Origin of the sequence: Methyloprofundus sp. (assembly GCF_965251085.1) — a bacterium.
Taxonomy (GTDB): Bacteria; Pseudomonadota; Gammaproteobacteria; order Methylococcales; family Methylomonadaceae; genus Methyloprofundus.
Genome location: NZ_OZ252594.1, coordinates 2,714,755 through 2,732,783, shown reverse-complemented (window position 1 = coordinate 2,732,783; position 18,029 = coordinate 2,714,755). Strand labels below are relative to the sequence as shown.

At 42.1% G+C, this 18,029-nt stretch carries 21 protein-coding genes; 14 read left to right on the top strand and 7 right to left on the bottom strand.

Annotation, left to right across the window (positions count from 1 at the left end; genetic code table 11):
- Positions 1-2 precede the first annotated feature (2 nt).
- Positions 3-344 (bottom strand): zf-TFIIB domain-containing protein, encoded by a 342-nt coding sequence (locus tag ACQY3F_RS12695; RefSeq protein ID WP_428355231.1) that lies wholly within the window; start codon positions 342-344, stop codon positions 3-5.
- A 300-nt stretch (positions 345-644) separates the two neighbouring features.
- On the opposite strand from ACQY3F_RS12695, the gene ACQY3F_RS12690 reads away from it, so the two are divergent.
- The gene (locus ACQY3F_RS12690) at positions 645-1,175 is read left to right on the top strand and encodes a gamma carbonic anhydrase family protein (protein ID WP_428355229.1); all 531 of its coding nucleotides are present in this window, start codon (positions 645-647) and stop codon (positions 1,173-1,175) included.
- Between the two features lie 197 nt (positions 1,176-1,372).
- On the opposite strand, the gene fdxA is transcribed toward ACQY3F_RS12690, so the two are convergent.
- On the bottom strand, positions 1,373-1,696 hold the full coding sequence (gene fdxA / locus ACQY3F_RS12685) for a ferredoxin FdxA (RefSeq protein WP_428355228.1): 324 nt from the start codon (positions 1,694-1,696) through the stop codon (positions 1,373-1,375).
- A 335-nt stretch (positions 1,697-2,031) separates the two neighbouring features.
- Between fdxA and ACQY3F_RS12680 the strand changes: the two genes are divergently transcribed.
- A complete protein-coding gene (locus ACQY3F_RS12680; RefSeq protein WP_428352972.1) occupies positions 2,032-3,393 on the top strand; it encodes an IS1380 family transposase in 1,362 nt (453 codons plus the stop codon).
- 346 nt (positions 3,394-3,739) lie between these two features.
- On the opposite strand, the gene ACQY3F_RS12675 is transcribed toward ACQY3F_RS12680, so the two are convergent.
- From ACQY3F_RS12675 to ACQY3F_RS12665, 3 genes are read right to left on the bottom strand one after another with little or no spacing between them, the layout of a single operon-like run.
- Positions 3,740-4,564: a sulfite exporter TauE/SafE family protein gene (locus ACQY3F_RS12675; RefSeq protein WP_428355227.1), complete on the bottom strand. Its 825-nt coding sequence runs from the start codon at positions 4,562-4,564 to the stop codon at positions 3,740-3,742.
- Positions 4,565-4,571: 7 nt separating this feature from the next.
- Positions 4,572-4,985 (bottom strand): DUF6691 family protein, encoded by a 414-nt coding sequence (locus ACQY3F_RS12670; RefSeq protein WP_428355226.1) that lies wholly within the window; start codon positions 4,983-4,985, stop codon positions 4,572-4,574.
- Entirely contained in the window at positions 4,985-5,413 is a 429-nt protein-coding gene (locus ACQY3F_RS12665; RefSeq protein ID WP_428355225.1) for a YeeE/YedE family protein, read from the bottom strand. The genes ACQY3F_RS12670 and ACQY3F_RS12665 overlap by 1 nt, the downstream gene beginning before the upstream one ends.
- Before the next feature lie 115 nt (positions 5,414-5,528).
- Here ACQY3F_RS12665 and pap point away from each other — a divergent pair, with 115 nt between their 5' ends.
- The 7 genes from pap (at position 5,529) to metA (ending at position 11,783) form a co-directional block, all read left to right on the top strand.
- Positions 5,529-7,013, top strand: coding sequence for a polyphosphate:AMP phosphotransferase (gene pap / locus ACQY3F_RS12660; RefSeq protein WP_428355224.1), 1,485 nt, complete (start codon positions 5,529-5,531; stop codon positions 7,011-7,013).
- Entirely contained in the window at positions 7,013-7,531 is a 519-nt protein-coding gene (locus ACQY3F_RS12655) for a methylated-DNA--[protein]-cysteine S-methyltransferase (protein ID WP_428355222.1), read from the top strand. The genes pap and ACQY3F_RS12655 overlap by 1 nt, the downstream gene beginning before the upstream one ends.
- Positions 7,521-8,405 (top strand): site-specific tyrosine recombinase XerD, encoded by an 885-nt coding sequence (gene xerD / locus ACQY3F_RS12650; RefSeq protein ID WP_428355221.1) that lies wholly within the window; start codon positions 7,521-7,523, stop codon positions 8,403-8,405. The genes ACQY3F_RS12655 and xerD overlap by 11 nt, the downstream gene beginning before the upstream one ends.
- 5 nt (positions 8,406-8,410) lie before the next feature.
- The gene (gene lpxA / locus ACQY3F_RS12645) at positions 8,411-9,187 is read left to right on the top strand and encodes an acyl-ACP--UDP-N-acetylglucosamine O-acyltransferase (RefSeq protein WP_428355220.1); all 777 of its coding nucleotides are present in this window, start codon (positions 8,411-8,413) and stop codon (positions 9,185-9,187) included.
- A gap of 270 nt (positions 9,188-9,457) precedes the next feature.
- On the top strand, positions 9,458-9,757 hold the full coding sequence (locus tag ACQY3F_RS12640) for a DUF6763 family protein (RefSeq protein ID WP_428355219.1): 300 nt from the start codon (positions 9,458-9,460) through the stop codon (positions 9,755-9,757).
- A 106-nt stretch (positions 9,758-9,863) separates the two neighbouring features.
- Positions 9,864-10,712, top strand: coding sequence for an ATPase (locus ACQY3F_RS12635; protein WP_428355218.1), 849 nt, complete (start codon positions 9,864-9,866; stop codon positions 10,710-10,712).
- Positions 10,713-10,718: 6 nt separating this feature from the next.
- A complete protein-coding gene (gene metA, locus ACQY3F_RS12630; RefSeq protein WP_428355216.1) occupies positions 10,719-11,783 on the top strand; it encodes a homoserine O-succinyltransferase MetA in 1,065 nt (354 codons plus the stop codon).
- A 261-nt stretch (positions 11,784-12,044) separates the two neighbouring features.
- Here metA and ACQY3F_RS12625 read toward each other — a convergent pair whose 3' ends face one another.
- The gene (locus ACQY3F_RS12625; RefSeq protein ID WP_428355215.1) at positions 12,045-13,205 is read right to left on the bottom strand and encodes an ISAzo13 family transposase; all 1,161 of its coding nucleotides are present in this window, start codon (positions 13,203-13,205) and stop codon (positions 12,045-12,047) included.
- Between the two features lie 318 nt (positions 13,206-13,523).
- Between ACQY3F_RS12625 and ffh the strand changes: the two genes are divergently transcribed.
- The 5 genes from ffh to rplS all read left to right on the top strand — a co-directional run bounded on the left by ffh (position 13,524) and on the right by rplS (position 16,850).
- A complete protein-coding gene (gene ffh / locus ACQY3F_RS12620; RefSeq protein ID WP_428355214.1) occupies positions 13,524-14,879 on the top strand; it encodes a signal recognition particle protein in 1,356 nt (451 codons plus the stop codon).
- A gap of 104 nt (positions 14,880-14,983) precedes the next feature.
- The gene (rpsP, locus tag ACQY3F_RS12615; protein WP_428355212.1) at positions 14,984-15,241 is read left to right on the top strand and encodes a 30S ribosomal protein S16; all 258 of its coding nucleotides are present in this window, start codon (positions 14,984-14,986) and stop codon (positions 15,239-15,241) included.
- Between the two features lie 2 nt (positions 15,242-15,243).
- Positions 15,244-15,747 (top strand): ribosome maturation factor RimM, encoded by a 504-nt coding sequence (gene rimM, locus ACQY3F_RS12610; protein ID WP_428355211.1) that lies wholly within the window; start codon positions 15,244-15,246, stop codon positions 15,745-15,747.
- A complete protein-coding gene (trmD, locus tag ACQY3F_RS12605; protein WP_428355210.1) occupies positions 15,747-16,496 on the top strand; it encodes a tRNA (guanosine(37)-N1)-methyltransferase TrmD in 750 nt (249 codons plus the stop codon). Before rimM ends, trmD begins: the two co-directional genes overlap by 1 nt.
- Positions 16,497-16,505: 9 nt before the next feature.
- Complete coding sequence (rplS, locus tag ACQY3F_RS12600) at positions 16,506-16,850, top strand: 50S ribosomal protein L19 (RefSeq protein WP_428355209.1); 345 nt, start codon at positions 16,506-16,508, stop codon at positions 16,848-16,850.
- Between the two features lie 139 nt (positions 16,851-16,989).
- Here the strand turns inward: rplS and ACQY3F_RS12595 are convergent, their stop codons facing one another.
- Positions 16,990-17,916, bottom strand: coding sequence for an ExeA family protein (locus ACQY3F_RS12595; protein WP_428355208.1), 927 nt, complete (start codon positions 17,914-17,916; stop codon positions 16,990-16,992).
- Between the last annotated feature and the right edge of the window lie 113 nt (positions 17,917-18,029).

Below are 18,029 nucleotides of genomic sequence, written 5' to 3'. Positions count from 1 at the left end.
AATCAAGATGTCTGAGGGTATCGGTCGGTATTGATATTATCGATATGCTTTCTATTAATTGTCTTTACATGAGATACCGAATAATCGAGTAATATGTCCAATTCCCCTAAATCAAAAAACAAACCAAAACAGCTATCACAACGTTCAATAATCACTGGCTGGGGCAATTGAATTTGTATGCTTTGCAAAGACTTATCACAATGCGGACAAGTTTTATCCGAGACTTGTTGAAAAACGGTGTAATTTTGTTTTGCGTGTAGGTCGACATCATTACGTACGCCGCAATATTGACAGCGATTGGTATTTGCTAATAAGGGAGCCGAACAGGACTTGCAGGTAGCCATAACAATATATAATCTAAAAACATCAGTTGAACGTTATATTCTCAAATAACTTGATGAAAAGATAATGTTTTTAGTCTAGTGGTGGTCCACCCGTTGTTGAGTGAGTCAATACAGCTTCACGGTTTTGTGAAGAAATCTGGGTGCGAAATCTTGCAGAATCGCTTTCGACAAGGGAGTAACGATTATTTTCAACTGATTTTTCTAAGTTTAAATGCCGCAGAGTATTTCCGAATTGAATAGCTGAATAATTCTAAAAAAAACAGTATCATTAATGCTTTGTCAAAATCCAAAGGTGTTTACATGTCCGTTCGCTCTTTCAAAAACATACATCCGAAGATAGGTAAGGCTACTTATATTGACGAAAGTGCTGTGATTATTGGTGATGTGACCATAGCAGAACATGTTTCAGTATGGCCTGCAGTTGTGATACGTGGGGATGTCAGCAGTGTGAGTATAGGTGCTGGGACGAATATTCAAGATGGCTCTGTTTTACATGTCTCACATGCCGGTAGTTATGCTCCTGAAGAAGCACCTTTAAAAATAGGCAAAGGGGTAACGGTAGGGCACCGAGCCGTCGTACACGCATGTACGGTACACGATTATTGCTTAATCGGTATTGGAGCAATTATTCTGGATAATGCGATTTTAGAAGATTATGTCATGCTGGGCGCTGGTGCATTGGTAACGCCAGGCAAGGTACTGGAAAGTGGATTCCTATACCTAGGTTCACCCGCTAAAAGGGCACGTGCTTTAAGTGCCAGCGAAAAGCAATTTTTAGAATATTCAGCCGCGCATTATGTGCAACTGAAAGATGAATATTTAGGCAAGTAAACTAGATTACTTGCCTAAGGCACCTGGAAACACACATCACCCAACTTTGCGGGTCTTTTTGTCCGTCATTAGCTCTGTAGCAATAGTTACGTAGCCTGCTATACGCCTATTTCTGCAGCACTAATGACAAACAAAAATCCTGCCCAAATATTGGATGCTTATTTATTTCCAGGTACCTAATTTTTTTCGCAATTAAGTTATCTTTCCAGCAAAGCCATTTTATCTGGCTTACCATTCCACTCTTCAGCATCCGCATCAGGTTCTTTGATATCAGTAATAACAGGCCAGGTCAGTGATAATTCTGCATTAAGCTCAATAAACTGTTCTTGACCTTCCGGCAATTCATCATCTGAAAAAATTGCTTCTGCAGGGCACTCAGGCTCACATAGCGTGCAATCAATACATTCATCTGGATCAATAACCAGAAAGTTGGGGCCTTCATGGAAGCAATCAACAGGACATACATCAACGCAATCAGTAAATTTACATTTGATGCAGTTCTCGGTAACGACAAAAGTCATACTAAAATACCTTTTATAAAATTCATTAAAAATTATGTGTTTAAAGTGTGCCAGTGCAACACTATAAACGATCCAAATATATCATCCAAGAATTGGATTAACGGAACATTTTATCAGAAAGAGCTAAGAAAATGCACATTATTAACCCCCTACTTTTTAACAATGAATCCGCTCGCTTAAACCTAGAAAAATCAGTTGAGCGCGAATTTATAGTGCAAGATATTGAATTAATATAATACCTAAATCCTGCAAGCATTATACATAATAATCCACAAAACTCCTTATTAAACAATGATATAATATCATTTTCCTGATTTCACTATCTCATTGTTTTAATGAAGCCCTCTAAAGTATCAAAATCCTCATCTCACGTAAGAAACCGTACCCGAACGGTAAAAATGACATCTACAGCACATGGATTGACAAGCCAGGCGGGACTGATTCCCGTCGTGAAATATTTAGACAGGATAGGTTTTGAAAAAACCGTAAAACAAAGCGTTCCACATCGGCGGGGTGAAAATGCAGACCATCACTTATCTGATGTGGTTCTATTGACGTTGGTTGGCATGATGGGGGGAGCAACATCAATGGCAAAGGTGACGACCGTATGGGCAGATAGCGTACTGCGCAAAGTAGCTGGCTGGATAAAGATTCCTGTTGAAACCACAATTTTACGGATCTTTAAAGAAGTAAGTGATAGGCAGATAAGCCAGTTTGAAACGCTCACGCATACTTTGCGTGGTCAACACTGGCGGCGATTGCTTCGTTCCGGAAAATCGAAAACTGGCATACAATCCGTCCAGTGGGTCGATGTCGATTCAACTGTGGACACCGTTTGTGGTCGACAAGAAGGAAGTGCCAAAGGCTTCAACCCCAAAAAGAAAGGTGCCCGTTCATACCATCCACAACTCGCTTTTCTAGCGGAAACAAAAGAAATTTTACAAGCCTGGTTCCGGACAGGCAATGCCTTTACAAGCAATGGTGTTGTAGAATTTACCAAACAGTTACTTGCACACTTGCCCAATCGGATGCGCATTATTTTTCGCGGTGACAGTGGTTATTTTGTCGGTGATTTGCTTGAATTTCTCGATACCAGAGGGCATGGGTATCTAATAAAGGTTAAACTTAAGAATTTGAACGCATTGCTGGCCAAACAGGCCTGGACAGCCATACAAGGCCGACCCGGTTGGGAGCAGAGCGAGTTTCAATATCGTTGTGGTGGCTGGTCTCGCTCTCGTCAGTTTGTCGCGGTCAGGATAAAGCAACCTAAACAAGTGACAGGACCTCAGTCCGAGCTTTGGGATACGGCAGAATATGACTATTTTTGTTATGTAACAACTGAACCTCTATCGCCTTGGCAAACACATAAGAAGTATGGTGAACGAGCGACGTGCGAAACATGGATTGAAGAAGCAAAATCACAAATGGGTTTAGGTAAAATCAGAACGAATCAATTTCTGGCTAATGCCGCATTATTTCATTGCGCCGTTCTTGCCTACAATACCGTGCGCTGGATGGCTCAATTGAGTGGCAACAAAACGTTGTGCCAATGGGAGCCGGATACACTTCGTACTTATCTGATTCGGGTGGCTGGAAAATTACTCACAGGCAATAATCAGCTGAGAGTCAGAACACCTGCAGATCCGCTCTATCCACAGGAATGGGATGATTGGGTTAAGGTGGGGTTACTCGCTTAACATTAACCGAAGTTAAGTCACTTTGATTAAAAGGTCATGGCACGTTGGCAGGGTGTTTATTGCCTTGGGCTCGGGGGATATCCATACGATACAAAAAATTTCCTCTATTTATGATTTAAATCTGGATATTTTGATCGGTTGGACAAAGAGGGCTGGCAAAGCGGCAGTAAAAACCTAATAACCACTTAGCTAGACAGGTTAATGAGAGTCAAAATATGGGCTTGCAGGATTTAGGTAATACTTTCAAAAAATTTTAGCTTCACCCATAGGTTAAGCGGACATTTTTGCAAGTGCAGTGGAATCAAGAGCTTGTGCTAGAAAACGTGAGCAATTGATTTTTTTGAGGCTAAACAGCGAGCTTGATCCCCATGGCAAATAATAATATAGCAATTGCTATTCTTAGCCAATGGTCAGGAATATGTTGGCCAATCAGGCTACCCAGGTAAATTGCAGGAATTCCACCTGCCAGCAAGCCAAATAACAAATTATAGTCCACCGAGCCAAAATGCATATGCCCCATGCCGGCAATCGCCGTTAAAGGAACTGCATGGGCAATATCAGTGCCGACTATGGAGATAGGTTTCTTACGTGGGTAGAGTAAAAATAGTATAGCCGAACCGATCGCTCCTGCGCCTACTGAAGAAATAGTCACTAGTATACCCAACGCAACACCCGAAAGTACCGTAATATGTGGTCGATATTTTTTAATCAGCAGCACAGCTTTTGATTCACTGTGGTGATGACTAACATATGAAACAAGGCGGCCTTTAATCAAGATGATAAACGACGTTAGTATCAACATGACGCTTAGAGTAAGCATCATCAGTCGGTCAGAGTTAAATCCAGCTGTTTTAATCTGTTCCAGCAAAGCAACAGTGATAATTGAGCTAGGGACACTGCCCGCCGCTAATAAACCGACTATCCGCCAATCAACTGTTTTATTTCTATGATGAAAAAAAACCCCGCTGCATTTAGTCAGCGCTGCATATAATAAGTCGGTACCCACCGCAATGGCAGGAGCAATGCCAAAACCCAGCACCAGTATTGGGGTCATTAATGAACCGCCGCCAACACCTGTTAAGCCAATGACAAAGCCAACCAGGCTACCAGCTGCAATATGGATTAATTCAAAAGAGAGTATATAGGATACGACGTGCTCTAAAAGTTCCATTTTATAGTTATTTGTTAGCGATCCAGCGTTGGCTAAAAAAACCCGCATAGATAGCAATTACCATAACGATAGCTTCAACTGAAAACAGGCCTAGGCTTGCTACTGCAGGCCCTGGGCAATACCCGCTCATCCCCCAGCCTATGCCAAAGAGTGTGGCACCTAATAATAGCGGCCTATCGATTATGGTTTGCCTAGACACATGAAAGCTAGAGTCTAATAGCGGCGCTGAGCGCTTTAAAATAAAACGAAAGCTCAGCATAGTCACCGCTAGTGCGCCCATCATGACAAAGGCAAGACTAGGATCCCAGTTTCCGGTCACATCGAGAAAGTTGAGCACTTTATTGGGATCAATCATTTGCGACAAAGCTAAACCTAGGCCAAAAATTATTCCTGCCAGTAATGCTACGAAATTAATTTTCATTAAGCAGCTCCCAACAAGTGCTTAATTATAAAGACCGTAAGCATGCCACTAAGCATAAATGTCACTGTTGCCATAATTGATCTAATAGAAAAATTAGCAATTCCGCAAATACCGTGACCACTGGTGCAGCCACTACCCATACGCGTACCAAAACCAACCAGGAAGCCACCTATAATAAGTAGTACCAGCGGATAGCCCTGACGTAATTGCACGCTACCGTCGGTAAAAAACTGGAAAATAAAGGCTCCGAGAATCAGACCGACTAAAAATAAACCGCGCCAGATCTCTTCCTTTTTCGGCGCGATAAACAAACCATTCATAATGCCACTGATTCCTGCTATACGTCCGTTGAATAAGAGCAGTAAACTGACACTTAAACCAATTAATGCACCACCTGCCAAAGCAGAGATAGGTGTAAAATTTTCCAAAGACTTACCCATTGAGATTAATTTAAAATTGCGTCATTATAAGGGTTCCAATGGCTAGCTAGCAAACAACTGTGCTCGTTCTTTTTATGAAACTTAACTCCCCCTATAAACTGATATGTTTGAAATCGCCGAATTAGGTTACTCCGTCAGCAAAGCTGACTACCTGGAAAAAGTACCCGACTTACGAACCCAATTATTAACCATACAGCAGCAGCTTAATCGTTTTAACTTCTCGGTTATTATTTTAATTTCAGGGGTTGATGGGGGGGGCAAAGGCGAGGTAATTAATCTATTGAATGAATGGCTAGACCCGCGAATTATGCGTACAAATGCCTATGATTCACCCAGTGATGAAGAGCTGGAGCGGCCTAAATTCTGGCGTTTCTGGCGTACCATGCCAGCCAAGGGAACGATTGGTATTTATGTCGGTTCCTGGTACAGCGAGCCTATTGCCCAGCGCGTACATAACGATACTGAAGATACGGACTTACAGCGACAACTTACGCAAATCAAGCAATTAGAGCAAGAGCTTGCGGATGACGGTACATTAATCATAAAGTGTTGGTTGCACTTAAAAAAAGATCAGCAAAAAAAACGTCTGAAACAACTGGAAAAAAATCCCGAAACATCCTGGCAGGTTACCGAACGCGACAAAAAACACCTGAAAATGTACGATGATTTCGCTAAAGTCGCTGAAACGGTATTAAAAGAAACCAGCAGTGCGCAAAATCCCTGGCGCATTATCGATGGCAGCAATATTCGATATAGTAGTCTGACTGTCGGCCAGCATGTACTGGATAAAATTAAAGCACATATGCAAATGCATGAATTACAGCAGAGCATACCTGCGCCATCTCAGTCGCCAGAGATTATTCATGGCAATCAACTGCGGATTTTAGATTCACTGGATCTAAGCCTGGAACTGGATAAAAAAGAATACACCGAACAGTTAAACTTCTATCAAGGCAAACTCAATAAACTAGCAAGACAGGCACACCAAAAAAAGGTCTCTAGCGTTCTGGTTTTTGAAGGCTGGGATGCGGGTGGCAAAGGAGGCGCAATCAGACGCTTGACGCGTGCTCTTGATGCCAGAAACTATCAGGTTATTCCCATTGCTTCGCCTACCGATGAAGAGCGAGAGCAACATTATTTATGGCGTTTTTGGCGACATATGCCGCGTGCAGGCCGTATCACTATATATGATCGCAGCTGGTATGGGAGGGTGCTAGTCGAGCGCGTTGAGGGCTTTGCTACTGAGCAAGAGTGGACGCGTGCCTATTCGGAAATCAGTAACTTTGAAGAGGCATTAACCAATTCCGGCATAGTTTTATTAAAGTTCTGGCTGCATATCGATCCAGATGAGCAATTAAGCCGCTTTAAAGAGCGTGAACAGATCAGTTACAAGCAGCATAAAATCACGGAAGAAGATTATCGCAATCGTGATAAATGGGCCGAGTATTCGCTTGCTGTGAATGATATGGTTGCGCACACCAGCTCCCAAACCACGCCCTGGGTTTTAGTTGAGGCGAATAATAAACGCTATGCGCGTATAAAAGTGCTAAAAACTTACTGCGCAGCACTGGAAAAAGCATTAGGATAATGTACAACTCCTCCCTCAATTGGCAGTCTCCTGAAACTCCGCAAGCGGTGCAAAGCTATTACTACACCACGCCCATCGGAGTACTGGCAATACAAATGCAAGGTACGCTATTAAGTAAGCTATATTGGGCCCTAGCTCCACAAGCAGAACCCCAGCTTACTCATCTGTCTGGCGCTCTGGAACAACAATTAAATGAGTATTGGTTAAGCGGTAAAATGATCCATAACTCAAGTCTGCTCAAGCAAGGCACTGAGTTTCAGCAGAAAGCCTGGAATGCTCTCAGCCGAATTCCATTGGGTCAGACTAGAACTTATGGCGAACTGGCCAATGAATTAGGTACAGCTCCCAGAGCTTTAGCTAATGCCTGCCGTAAAAATCCTTTCCCGGTTATTATTCCCTGTCATAGAGTACTCGCTAAAACAGGTATCGGCGGCTATGCCGGAGCCACGTCAGGAAAGTTGATCAATATTAAATTAGCGTTATTAAAACATGAAGAAATGATGCTTAATGAGCTCTAAGCAACTTATCGAAGCCTTTATTGATGCCTTGTGGGTAGAAAATGGCCTAAGCAAGAATACGCTCAGTGCCTATGCTAGTGACCTGCGCATCTTCAACAAAAGCCTGAGCAATAAACCCATCGAGCGGGTCAGTCATAGTGATGTCGCTTTATTTTTAAGTCAGCGTTATGAAGCAGGTATTAGTTCTCGCTCATCCGCCCGTGTTTTATCCAGCCTGCGGCGTTTCTATGCCTATTTACTGCGCGAAAGTCATATCCATACTGATCCGACTGCATTAATAGAAGCGCCGCGCATAGGTCGCTCCTTACCTATTTCCTTATCCGAACACGATGTGGAGCTCTTGCTGAACGCACCTGAAATCACCTCCGTATTGGGCGCGCGCGATAAGGCCATGCTGGAAATGCTGTATGCGACAGGTTTGCGTGTCTCAGAGTTAGTCACCTTAAGCACCCGTCAAGTGAACCTACGCCTAGGTGTGTTACGCGTGACAGGAAAAGGTAATAAAGAGCGCCTGACTCCAATTGGCGAGCAAGCCATGGATAGCCTGGAAAATTATATGCAACATAGCCGGATAGCGTTATTATCTGCCAGACCCTGCGATACTGTATTTGTCACCAATAGAGCCGCAGGCATGACTCGCCAGGCATTCTGGTATATTATTAAACGCTATGCGAAAAAAGCTGGCATTAGTAAAGAGTTATCGCCCCACACACTGCGCCATGCCTTTGCTACACATTTATTAAATCACGGCGCTGACTTGCGCGTTGTGCAGCTATTGCTAGGCCATAGTGATTTATCAACCACTCAGATTTATACTCATATCGCCAATGAGCGATTAAAAGACTTGCATTCACAATTTCATCCACGAGGCTGATTTACATGACACAAAATATCCACCCTAGCGCCTACATAGCAGAGCAAGCCAGCATAGGCGAAAATGTCAGCATTGGCCCTTTTGCTGTTATCGAGGAGCATGTTCAAATTGGCGATCATTGTAAAATAGGCGCGCATGCGGTTATCCGATCTTATACAAAAATGGGCGCAGGTAATGCCGTGCATGCGCATGTAGTTCTGGGAGATTTACCTCAGGATATCAGCTTTAAAGAAAGCACGGTTTCCTGGTTGGAAATCGGTGATAATAATACCTTTAGAGAAGGATTTACCGCACATAGAGCCTCAGAAGAAAGTGGCATGACGCGCATCGGCTCAAACTGTTTTTTTATGAATAACAGCCATGTAGCACATGATTGCCAAATCGGTAATCACACGATCTTTGCTAATAATGTCGCCATTGGTGGCTTTGTACAAATTGATGACCGGGTATTTATGGGCGGTGCCGTGGTTGCGCATCAGTTTTGCCGTATTGGTTCTTACGCTATCGTTCAGGGTACGACCGCGCTGAATAAAGATGTGCTTCCCTTTTGTTTAATTGCAGGCTATCCAGCAAAACATTACCGCTTAAACACCATAGGTTTAAAACGTGCCGGTATTGCCGGAGAGCGTTATAAAGTTATTTCTACCGCGTTTAGGTTGCTAAGGCAAAATGCCAGTATCGAGCACCTTGAAAATACCGCAGAGATAAAATATCTGAAGCAGTGGCTAGCTGTGAAGTCCAAGCGCGGCTTACATGGTTTTATGGAGCTGGAGCGAAAATAGTCGTAACGCTTACAGCATACTCAATATAAAAATTCAGGCATATTCTATGCCAGTTGTAGGATTGAGAGTGATAATTCAGAGGGTTAAATTACTTGCCTACTAGAACCCAACAAAACTCTGATTCTGGCCTTGCATTCTGCACTGCTTAGGCATAACATCATACTATCAGCGTACACAAAGGATACTCTACACACGATAAGCGAAACACCCAGTTTTAGTTTTTTACCAGTTCTACACACAAACTAGAACATTTAAAACAAGGAATTAATTATGGCTACCGTAACTGACCCTGTAATCGACCAATGGTATAAAGATGTAGAAAATGATCTGACTTTCAAAGTTGTTGCCTATGACGAAGGAGACGATAGCATTGACGTGCAATATCATAATGGTGATATTGGCGAATTTGATAATGACAGCTGGTATAACTCGACTTTTGACTTTATCGAGGCCCCTGAAGACTGGAATGCACCTTTCGACGACTTAGAACCTGATGATTTAGGCTATTCTAACTCGGACACTCGCCGCAGTGATATGGATGATGCCCCGCTGCAAGAATTTCTGGACTAGTACTGGAAAGAAGGAAAAATTTTGCAAGCTAAATGTTAAACCAGAAACTTAAAAACACCTCTATCCAGCAAAGGAAAACAAGGACTGAACCAGGAAAAAGATCTACATGAAAATGAGTTCTCAGGAGTTCCTGCAGTGGGGCTCCAAAAGCATCACGCTATTAGCTATGTCGGGTGCAGGAAAAACCACATTGGCAAACAAATTACCTAAAGAAAAATGGTTTCATTACTCAGGTGATTATCGCATAGGTACAAAATACTTAGGCGAACCGATACTGGATAATATCAAACAGCAAGCCATGGAAGTGCCTTTTTTAAAAGATCTACTACTTTCTGATTCTATTTATATTTGTAATAACGTTTCCGTAGATAATCTTGCGCCGGTTTCCAGTTTTTTAGGCAAAATCGGCGACAGCAACTTAGGCGGCCTGACACTCGGTGAATTTAAACGCAGACAGGCGCTGCACCATAAAGCCGAAATAGCAGCAATGTACGATGTCAGTGAATTTATTCATAAGGCCGAAAGCATTTATGACTATAAACACTTTATTAATGATGCTGGAGGCAGTGTTTGCGAATTAGACGATGCAGCGGTATTAGAACACCTTGCAAAACATACCCTGATAATTTATATCAAAACGTCACCAGAACTGAACGAAACCATTATCGAGCGTGCAAAATCATCGCCCAAGCCGCTATATTATAGGGAAGCTTTTTTAGATAAAAACCTGGCAGAATATATGCTCGAAAATAATTTTAGCGATGCTGATAACATTCCCCCTGACGACTTTGTCTGCTGGATTTTTCCTAAGCTATTTAAGTCTCGTCTGCCACGCTATCAGGCAATTGCCGATCAATATGGTTACACGCTAGATGCCTGCGATGTCGCTAAAGTAAATAATGACGATGATTTTATTCAACTTATTGCCGCTGCTATAGAACGGCAAACACCTTAAATAGCTATGCCATTAGTCGCACACACTCAATTACCCACATTCCAGCGTCTGCAAGAAGAGGGTGAGGATATTCTTAACCCTGATCGCGCTACTCATCAGCATATCCGCGAACTGCATATAGGCTTTCTGAATATTATGCCGGATGCCGCACTGGAAGCTACGGAAAGGCAATTCTTTCGCCTCATTGGTGCCTGCAATCAAATCGCCCAATTTCATGTGCACCCTTTTACCATCAAGGGTTTGCCTAGAGGCGCAGAAGCACAGACACACATAGATCAATACTATGAAACCTTTGAACAACTAAAACAAGATGGCCTGGATGCGCTGATCATCAGCGGCGCAAATGTTACGCATGAACATCTGCAGGATGAGGATTTCTGGCAACCGCTAACAGAAGTATTTGAGTGGGCTAAACAAAATGTAACTTCCACACTCTGTTCCTGCCTTGCAACACACGCCCTAATTCAATATTGCTATGGCATAGAACGAACTCGCTTGCCAGCCAAGCGCTGGGGTGTTTATGCGCATAAAGTAATCGATCGTAAGCACCCTTTAATCGCTGAAATCAATACCCGGTTTGACGTGCCACATTCTCGCTTTAATGAAGTGTTTCAACAAGATTTACAGCAACACGGAGTCAAAACTCTGGTTAGCAGTTCAGAGGCGGGTGTTCATCTCGCTGTGAGCCCTGATGGCTTTCGTATCGTGTATTTTCAAGGGCATCCTGAATACGATGCGATTAGCTTGATGAAAGAGTACAAGCGTGAAGTCATGCGATTTATCAATCAGCAAACAGAACACTATCCACCTTTTCCAGAGCATTATTTTAATGCTGAAATACAGGCAGTGTTCAATACCTTTGCTGAGCAGGTAAAAAATACACAGAAAAACAATCAACCCGCGCCTCTTTTCCCGGAGCAAGATATTGAAGCTCTATTGGATAATACCTGGCGCGATACCGCAAGAGCTGTATTTAATAACTGGCTGGGCAAAGTCTATCAGATTACCAATCAGGACAGGCGTCTGCCTTTTATGCAGGGAATCAACCCTGATAACCCGCTAGGCTTATAAGTATGGAGGCATAATTATTTTAACATTTTTTTTTAAGGTTTTGCGTAGGATGGGTAGAGCGTCTTTTTGCGAAACCCATCATTTTACGTGGGATTGATGGTTTCTCTGCACACCTAAAAAACCGATGCTACGTTCTACCCATCCTACAGGATTGTTAAATGTGTTTACGCGGGTACTTAGGAACGTGCACGAAATAACTTGAGCAACTTCTAAAATTGCTTTTCAGGAACAGCAACATAATTCCATAGCCTAAGATGTTCATCAAAAAACAATTCTCATGGAATCTTTAAACCCGGGCATAACCTTTCTGCCCGTTTCATAAACTCTATTTAAAATTGAGGCAAAAACTTTTAAACCAGACTTTGTTGTTGCCGTTTCTATCAATTCTTTTGTTAACTGGTGACTTGTTAAAACAACACCTTGCATTGCGCGAGTAATATGAGGAAAGGCCTTGTGTTCAACAGGATTCCATTTAGATGTGTAGGGAGGATAATGAGCAACGCGTATATTAACGCCAATCTCATCTGCCAAAACTTGTAAATCCTGTTTAAAAATATAGTGTCGAGATGAATTACTGCCACCTCCATCCATCAACATTAAAATAGAAGTGGCCTGCGTATAGTGATGTATTCCATAGTTGTACCACCAATGGCGAAGCGAATCACAGGCAAATTCACTGGTGTCTCGACTTGTCCCAATGGTGACGTATGCCTCATTGCGTGTTTGGTCATAAACGGTATGCGGTACGGCAACCCCCTCCGCCAATGACGGAAAATCATGATCAAAAACTTCAACAGTCTCAGTGGTATAAATCTTACCTTCACGAGATAAATTCCCTATTTGTTCCTTTTTCTTAGTGTCCACGCTAATCACTGGATTACCAGCAGCACTATATTTTTCTTTTAATTCGGCAATACGTTCAAATTGGGCGTTACGATCCACATGACCTCCTCCAGCCTTATTTTTTAAGGGCTTCCGTTTTACATATCCATTTTTTTTCAATAATTGTCTAACAATATTACGACTGGCTTTAAAACCTTTTTTAGCTAATAAATCGCTAATATTAGCCCGCGTTAAATTTGTCCATTTTTGCGTTTCATCCATTGGGTTACCTGCCGTATGCTCTGTAAGCAAAAGTAGAAAAACCTCATTAATATCAGGCTGTTTTTCAAGGGTTGCCTTTCGACCGCCTCCCTTACGTCTACTGCGATTTTGGTCAATCGTTTCTTCCTCCTGAAGTGCTTCAATTCCAAATTGAACAGTATTGCGTGAACAATTAAAAAGCTTAGCAATATAAGTAACCCCACCAAAAGCAAGTTTTAAAGCTTCAATGCCTGCATATAAGCGTCTATTTTTCTCTGGCAGACGACTGTAAAATTCTTGCATCCGCTCTTCTATCTCTTTTGCATAAGCTATAATCATTCGTTAATTTTAAACAAAACTTATTTTTTTAACCAACGTTACAATGATTTTATAATTAAATTTACGCATGAACTTGCTCAAATTATTTCATGCGCGTTCCTTAGTGCTTGCCGAGCTATTTGAAGATTAACTCATTTTTTCATTAATCTTCTCGTGAGAATTATGTTTCTCTAGGTTGGATTGCAAAGATTATTTGTTTACCATTTAATAAAAATTTAGGATAATAAAGGGTTGATGCGATTTTAGATGCTGTTTTGGGGTGTTTTTGTGATTTTAAACATGCCTTAGACGGCCTTTTTGTGAGATCTAGTACTGATTATGTTTGATAATTTAACTGACCGTTTAGGTAAAACCTTAAAAAATCTTCGTGGACAAGGGCGGCTGTCCGAAGAGAATATTAAAGAAGCAATGCGTGATGTGCGTATGGCTTTGCTGGAAGCTGATGTCGCGTTACCTGTTGTTACCGCATTTATTGATAAGGTAAGAGAAGGTGCTCTGGGTCAGGAAGTGCAAACAAGCCTGTCGCCTGGGCAGGCACTTATCAAGGTCGTTCAGTCTGAACTTGAAAAAATCATGGGTGAGCATAATGAGGAGCTGAATTTAAAAGCTAATCCTCCTGCTGTTATCCTGGTGGCCGGTTTGCAAGGGGCGGGTAAAACAACGACGGTTGCAAAACTAGGTCGTTGGTTGCAAGAGACTCAAAAGAAATCCGTTGGAGTGGTGAGTGCGGATATTTATCGTCCCGCGGCGATCAAGCAACTACAAACACTCGCGGAAGACGTATCGCTGACTTTTTTTGATACGGATGTAACTAAAAGTGCGGCTGAAATCGCGACTCATGCTATTGACCAGGCAAAAAAGAAGTTCCTGGATGTGGTTATTGTCGATACAGCGGGACGTCTGCATGTAGATGATGAAATGATGGAGGAGATTAAGCAGTTGCATGCTGCTATTAATCCGGTTGAGACATTATTTGTTGTTGATAGTATGACTGGGCAAGATGCTGCGAATACTGCCAAGGCATTTGATGATGCATTACCTTTAACAGGTGTGATATTAACCAAGACAGATGGTGATGCGCGTGGCGGAGCGGCTTTATCGATTCGTCATATAACGGGCAAGCCCATTAAGTTTGTTGGGGTCGGTGAGAAAACAGATGCTTTAGAGCCGTTTTATCCTGACCGGGTTGCTTCAAGAATTCTGGGTATGGGAGACATGCTCAGTCTGATCGAAGATATTGAGCAGAAGGTCGATAAGGACAAAGCTGACAAATTAGCAAAAAAATTACTAAAGGGTAAAGGCTTTGATCTCTCTGACTTTGTTGGGCAATTAGAACAAATGCAGAATATGGGTGGTGTAGGTGCAATGATGGATAAATTGCCAGGCATGAATGAAGTCCCGAAGGAAATGAGAGATAAGGTTGATGATAGGCAGTTAACGCGGCAAATAGCCGTTATTCGTTCCATGACCAAACAAGAAAAGCGTCACCCTGACCTGATTAAGGGTAATCGTAAAAAGCGTATTGCTGCTGGATGCGGGCAAGAATTGCAGGATGTGAATCGAGTTTTGAAGCAATTCAAAATGATGCAGAAAATGATGAAGCGATTCAAAAAGGGAAATATGGCGAATATGATGCGCGGAATTAAGGGTAATATGCGTGGGATGCGTACGTAAATTCGATTCAGTTTTATGTTTTTAAGAATTTCGCTTCACATAATAATTAAAGCGCGTAGAATAGTTGGATTAAATTTGATTAAATGTAATTTTGAGGAAGTTAGATGGTAGTTATTCGTCTTGCCAGAGGTGGGCAAAAAAATCGTCCTTTTTATCATGTCGTTGTTACTGATAGCAGAAACAGCCGTGATGGACGTTATATTGAGCGCTTAGGTTTTTTTAATCCTTTAGCAAAAGGATCTGAAGAAAGATTAAGACTTGATGAAGAGCGCGTTGCGTATTGGCAATCAAAAGGTGCACAACCTTCTGAGCGTGTTGCAAAATTAATTAAAGACGCTAAAAAACAAGCAGTTGCTGCATAAGTTTGGCTGAAGAACTGGTAAGTGTTGGTAAGGTTTCAGGCATTTTTGGTGTCAGAGGCTGGATAAAAGTATATTCGTATACTGAAACACGCGAAAATATACTGACTTACTCACCCTGGACTTTAATCAGGGGCCAGGAAAGCAAAGAAGTTCAAGTGATTGATGGCCGACGACATGGAAAAACAGTCGTGGCTCGCCTGGAAGGTCTTGATGATAGAGATGAAGCAGCAGCGTTAAATGGCTGGGAAATCTATATTCATGCTGATCAATTGCCAAAAGCAAGGCGGGGTGAATATTATTGGGCTGATCTTGTTGGTTTGCAGGTTAAGTCTGTAGAGGGTGTCGATTTCGGTACTGTTGAGCAAATGCTGGAGACTGGGGCAAATGATGTTGTGGTTGTCTCGGGTGAAAGGGAACGGCTAATACCGTTCTTACAAGGGCAGACTATAATCAATATTGATTTGCTGGCTGGTGAGATGCTGGTTGACTGGGATGCTGATTTTTAATGCGCTTTGATGTCGTCACAATTTTTCCGCAAATGGTGCTAGATAGTGCTATGAACGGAGTGACAGGGCGTGCTATTAAGCGGGGCTTAGTTGACTTGTCAGTATGGAACCCTAGAGACTATACTGCTGATAAGCATAAAACAGTCGATGACCGGCCTTATGGTGGTGGTCCTGGAATGGTGATGAAGTATCAGCCTTTAAAGGATGCAATTGATAGTGCCAAAGGTTCGGTAAATGCAGAGCAACAGGTTAAGGTTGTTTATTTAAGTCCGCAAGGTAGGCCTATTACTCAGCAATTATTGAACGAAAGTGTGGCTTTAGATCAATTGATTTTAATTGCGGGGCGTTATGAGGGCATTGATGAACGCTTTATTGAGGAGCAATGTCAGGAAGAATGGTCACTGGGTGATTTTGTCATTAGTGGTGGTGAATTAGCGGCACTGGTTGTGATTGATGCAGTTAGTCGATTATTACCTGGTGTTCTGGGTGATGAAGAGTCAGCTAAACAGGACTCGCATATGCATGGGTTTCTGGATTGTCCTCACTATACAAGGCCAGAAGTTATAGCAGGAAAAAAAGTTCCTGATGTTTTGTTGAGTGGTAATCATAAAGGAATTGAACGCTGGCGGTTGCAGCAATCATTGGGGCGAACCTGGCAAAAAAGACCAGATTTGTTGTTGAATAACGAATTAACAGCGGAACAGCAGACGTTGTTAGAAGAATTTAAAACTGAATTAAAGAATAAATAAGGTGCAGTAATGAGTAATATTATTAGTCAATTAGAAGCAGAGCAGCAGAAAACAGATTTACCAGTGTTTAATCCTGGTGACACCGTTGTTGTGCAGGTAAGAGTAAAAGAAGGAGATCGCGAGAGGCTACAGGCATTTGAAGGTATTGTTATTGCTAAACGTAATCGTGGCTTAAATTCAGCATTTACTGTTAGAAAGATTTCTCATGGTGTAGGCGTTGAGCGTGTTTTCCAAACACACAGCCCTCTCGTTGGAGATATTCAGGTTAAGCGCCGTGGTGCGGTACGTAGAGCTAAATTGTACTATTTGCGTGAATTGTCAGGTAGAGCGGCACGTATTAAAGAAAAACTATAAGGACTGCTGTTTTTGTAGTGCATAAAGAAAAAGGTGCTTTTTAGCACCTTTTTTTATATCTGTTGAAGTATGTATTTAGGTGGAGTATGTATTCAGGGAGCGGGGAAAGATTAGGCTTATTATAATATGCCGGATCTATTTACAAATCCTTAGATATGTCCACGCCTGTTTCTTCTATCAAAGCTCGGCGTAGCTTCTCTGCTTCAGCTGCGCGCTCAATGATATTGGGCGTCAGGCACGCCTTGCCTTCAAAGCGTTTTATTCCCCCAGTTGTACGTTCGCTAACGACATCGACAATGATCTTCCAATTGATTTTCTTTTTATCGGCAGCAAAAGCAAAAACCAGTGCCAGATCTCCCAGGTTATTGATTAAACGAGGAACGCCACCAGAATAGCAGTATAAAGCAGCGCAAGCCGAAGGGTGGAAAATAGTATCCTTGCTACCAGCAACCTTTAAGCGGTAATGAATATATTTTGCTGTTTCCTGATAGCTTAAGGGCTGTAGGTGGTATTCAATGGAGATGCGCTGGGAAAATTGAACCAGTTCTGGGCGATTTAACTTTTCGACTAACTCTGGCTGCCCCACTAATACGAGTTGCAGCATTATGTCCTGATTAACGTTGATATTGGAGAGTAAGCGCAGTTCTTCCAGGGTTTGAATATCCATGTTCTGGGCTTCATCTACGATTAATACAACACGCTTGTGTGAATCACTTTTTTCTGTAATAAAGTCAACAAAAGCCTGATAGCGCCCAGCTTTGTTGGTAGCAGACGATTCGATTTTAAAGGCCGCTAAAACCCAGGTTAGTAAATCGCCAAATGCGCTATGGGTGTTAGTGATCAAGCCGACTTCGCACTCACTGCGTAACTTATCCAATAAGCTACGTATCAGAGTTGTTTTTCCTGAGCCTATTTCTCCCGTAATTACCGTAAATCCTGCCTGACTTACAAGACCATATTGCAAAGTTGTTAAGGCTTTTTTATGTTTTTCGCTTAAATATAGAAAGCTTGGATCGGGAATTAATGAAAAAGGCTTTTTTGAGAGGCCGAAAAACTTAGTATACATACGTAATAATGCTAGCTATTGTTCATTGATGGGCAACTCATAAAATATTATACCGTACTTATTTTTTGTAGAATGATTAAGAGCACTAGCTTATATTGTGAGTGGACTAAATG